3 protein-coding genes are annotated in these 2,991 nt (G+C 65.8%); all 3 read left to right on the top strand.

Features of this window, described 5'->3' with window-relative positions; translation table 11 throughout:
• Positions 1 to 214: acetyl-CoA carboxylase biotin carboxyl carrier protein subunit (locus QZS21_RS11595; RefSeq protein WP_295583568.1), on the top strand; the 214-nt coding region annotated here is incomplete at its 5' end.
• Between the two features lie 16 nt (positions 215 to 230).
• A complete protein-coding gene (locus tag QZS21_RS11590) occupies positions 231 to 1,493 on the top strand; it encodes a sodium ion-translocating decarboxylase subunit beta (protein WP_295583566.1) in 1,263 nt (420 codons plus the stop codon).
• 12 nt (positions 1,494 to 1,505) lie between these two features.
• Positions 1,506 to 2,957, top strand: a complete 1,452-nt coding sequence (locus QZS21_RS11585) for a pyruvate carboxylase subunit B (RefSeq protein WP_295583564.1) — start codon at positions 1,506 to 1,508, stop codon at positions 2,955 to 2,957.
• Positions 2,958 to 2,991 lie beyond the last annotated feature (34 nt).

Genomic DNA, 2,991 nt, shown 5'->3' with positions numbered 1-2,991 from the left:
GGGCGAGCAGGTGGCCTCCCCCATGCCGGGCACCATTCTGGCGGTGAACGTGGCCGCGGGAGACGCTGTGAAGCGGGGCCAGGTGCTGATGGTGCTGGAGGCCATGAAGATGGAAAATGAGATCATGTGCCCCCGGGACGGCCGGGTGATCTCCGTGAACACCTCCAAGGGCGCTGCGGTGGAGTCCGGTACGCTGCTGTGCGTCATCCAGTGACGGACTGGAGGCGGATATGGAAGCAATCCTGAATTTTCTGCAAAGCACGGGATTTTATCAGTTTACACAGGGGGACAACTGGAAATGCCTGATCATGATCGGCATTGCCTGCATCCTGCTGTACTTAGGCATTGTGAAGAAGTTCGAGCCGCTGCTGCTGGTGACCATCGCCTTCGGCATGCTGCTGACGAACCTGCCCGGCGCGGAGATGTTCCATGAGATCTTCTTCGCCGGGGGACATATCCACTGGGACCTGCTGGGCGGCGCGCCGGTGACGGCGGAGTTTTTGGCGGAGCTGGCCTCCCAGGACGTCTCGGCGGCGGTGCTGGCCACCGCCACCGCGGGACAGAGCATCACGCCGGGCCTGGTGGACATCCTGTATCTGGGTGTGAAGCTGGGCATCTACCCCTGCTTGATCTTTGTGGGCGTGGGCGCCATGACGGACTTCGGCCCTCTGATCGCCAACCCCAAGAGCCTGCTGCTGGGCGCCGCCGCCCAGTTGGGCATTTTCATGACCTTTGTGGGCTGCCGCCTCTCCGGGCTGTTCACCGCGGCCCAGTCCGGCTCCATCGGCATCATCGGCGGGGCGGACGGCCCCACCGCCATTTTCGGCGCCACCATGCTGGCGCCGGAGCTGCTGGGCCCCATCGCCGTGGCGGCCTACTCCTACATGGCCCTGGTGCCGGTGATTCAGCCCCCCATCATGCGGCTTTTGACCACGGAGGCGGAGCGGAAGATCGTCATGAAGCCCCTGCGGCAGGTCTCCAAGCGGGAGAAGATCCTCTTCCCCATTGTGGTGGCCGTGTTCGTGGCGCTGCTGGTGCCCTCTGCGGCGCCGCTGATCGCCTGTTTGATGCTGGGCAACCTGTTCCGGGAGTGCGGCGTGGTGGAGCGGCTGAGCAAGACCGCGCAGAACGAGCTCATCAACATCGTCACCATCTTCCTGGGCGTCAGCGTGGGCGCCACCGCCACCGGGCGGACCTTCCTCTCCCTCCAGACCCTGGCCATCATGGCCATGGGCATTGTGGCCTTCGGCTTCGGCACCGCCGGCGGCGTGCTGCTGGCCAAGTTCATGAACCTGTTCCTCAAGGAGAAGATCAATCCCCTCATCGGCTCCGCCGGCGTCTCCGCCGTGCCCATGGCCGCCCGGGTCTCCCAGGTGGAGGGGCAGAAGGCCAACCCCGGCAACTTCCTCCTGATGCACGCTATGGGCCCCAATGTGGCCGGCGTCATCGGCTCGGCCATCGCGGCGGGCGTTCTGATCTCCCTGTTCGGCTAAAGGAGGCACTGCATGGAATTTTTATCGGATAAACCCCTGTACATCACGGACACCATCCTCCGGGACGCCCACCAGTCCCAGGCGGCCACCCGGATGCGGGTGGAGGATATGCTCCCCGCCTGCGAGGTGCTGGACTCCATCGGCTACTGGTCCCTGGAGTGCTGGGGCGGCGCCACCTTCGACGCCTGTATGCGCTTTTTGAACGAGGACCCCTGGGAGCGGCTGCGCAAGCTGCGCCGGGCCCTGCCCCACACCAAGCTCCAAATGCTGTTCCGGGGCCAGAACATCCTGGGCTACAAGCACTATGCCGACGACGTGGTGGACGCCTTCTGCGGCAAGTCCATTGAAAACGGCATCGACATCATCCGCATTTTCGACGCGCTGAACGACGTGCGGAACCTGGAGCAGGCCATCAAGTCCACCAAGAAGTACGGCGGCATGGTGGAGGCGGCCATGAGCTACACCATCTCCCCCATCCACGACGAGGCCTACTTTGTGAAGCTGGCCAAGGAGCTGGAGCAGATGGGCGCCGACGTGATCTGCGTGAAGGACATGGCCAACCTGCTGCTGCCCATGGAGGCCTACTCCCTCATCAAGCGGCTGAAGGAGACGGTGTCCGTCCCCATCCACCTCCACACCCACAACACCACCGGCACCGGCGACATGGTGTACCTCATGGCGGCCTACGCCGGGGTGGACATCGTGGACACCGCCCTCTCCCCCCTGGCCAACGGCACCTCCCAGCCCGCCACGGAATCCCTGGTGGCCACCCTCCAGGGCACGGCGCGGGACACCGGGCTGGACCTCACCCGCATGAGCCAGGCCGCCGCCCACTTCCGCAAGGTGGCCCAGAAGCTGAAGGACCAGGGCTCCCTGGACCCCAAGGTGCTGAACGTGGACACCAACACCCTGCTCTACCAGGTGCCCGGCGGCATGCTGTCCAACCTGATCTCCCAGCTCAAGCAGGCCGGGCGGGAGGATAAGTACTACGACGTGCTGGCGGAGATTCCCCGGGTCCGGGCGGACTACGGCTATCCCCCCCTGGTGACGCCCTCCAGCCAGATCGTGGGCACCCAGGCGGTGATGAACATCATCAGCGGCGAGCGGTACAAGACCTTTACCAAGGAGTCCAAGGCCATGCTCCGGGGCGAGTACGGCAAGCTGCCCGGCACGGTGAACGAGGCCGTCCGGGCCAAGGCGGGCATCGCGCCGGAGGAGGTTATCACCTGCCGCCCGGCGGACCAGCTGGAGCCGGAGCTGCCCAAGTACCGGGAGGAGTTCCGGGCCATCGCCAAGAGCGACGAGGATGTGCTGTCCCTGGCGCTGTTCCCTCAGGTGGCCCCCAAGTTCCTGGCCTGGCGGGACGGCCCCCGGGAGGAGCCCGCCCCGGCCCCCCAGACGGCCCAGGCCGCCCCGGCGGACCCCGGTGCCGTCCGGGAGCTGTACGTGGAGTTCAAGGGCTGACGACAACCGGCGAAAGAACCCCCCGGCCGCTGCA

This window comes from uncultured Oscillibacter sp., assembly GCF_900544955.1.
Classification (GTDB): Bacteria; Bacillota; Clostridia; order Oscillospirales; family Oscillospiraceae; genus Oscillibacter.
Note: the sequence above shows the minus strand (reverse complement) of the source record. Positions and strands in the feature narration are given on the sequence as shown.

Excerpts from the sequence above, each read along its gene's own strand:
- QZS21_RS11585 (WP_295583564.1), top strand. The coding sequence starts at position 1,506 with ATGGAATTTTTATCGGATAAACCCCTGTACATCACGGACACCATCCTC.
- QZS21_RS11590 (WP_295583566.1), top strand. The coding sequence starts at position 231 with ATGGAAGCAATCCTGAATTTTCTGCAAAGCACGGGATTTTATCAGTTT.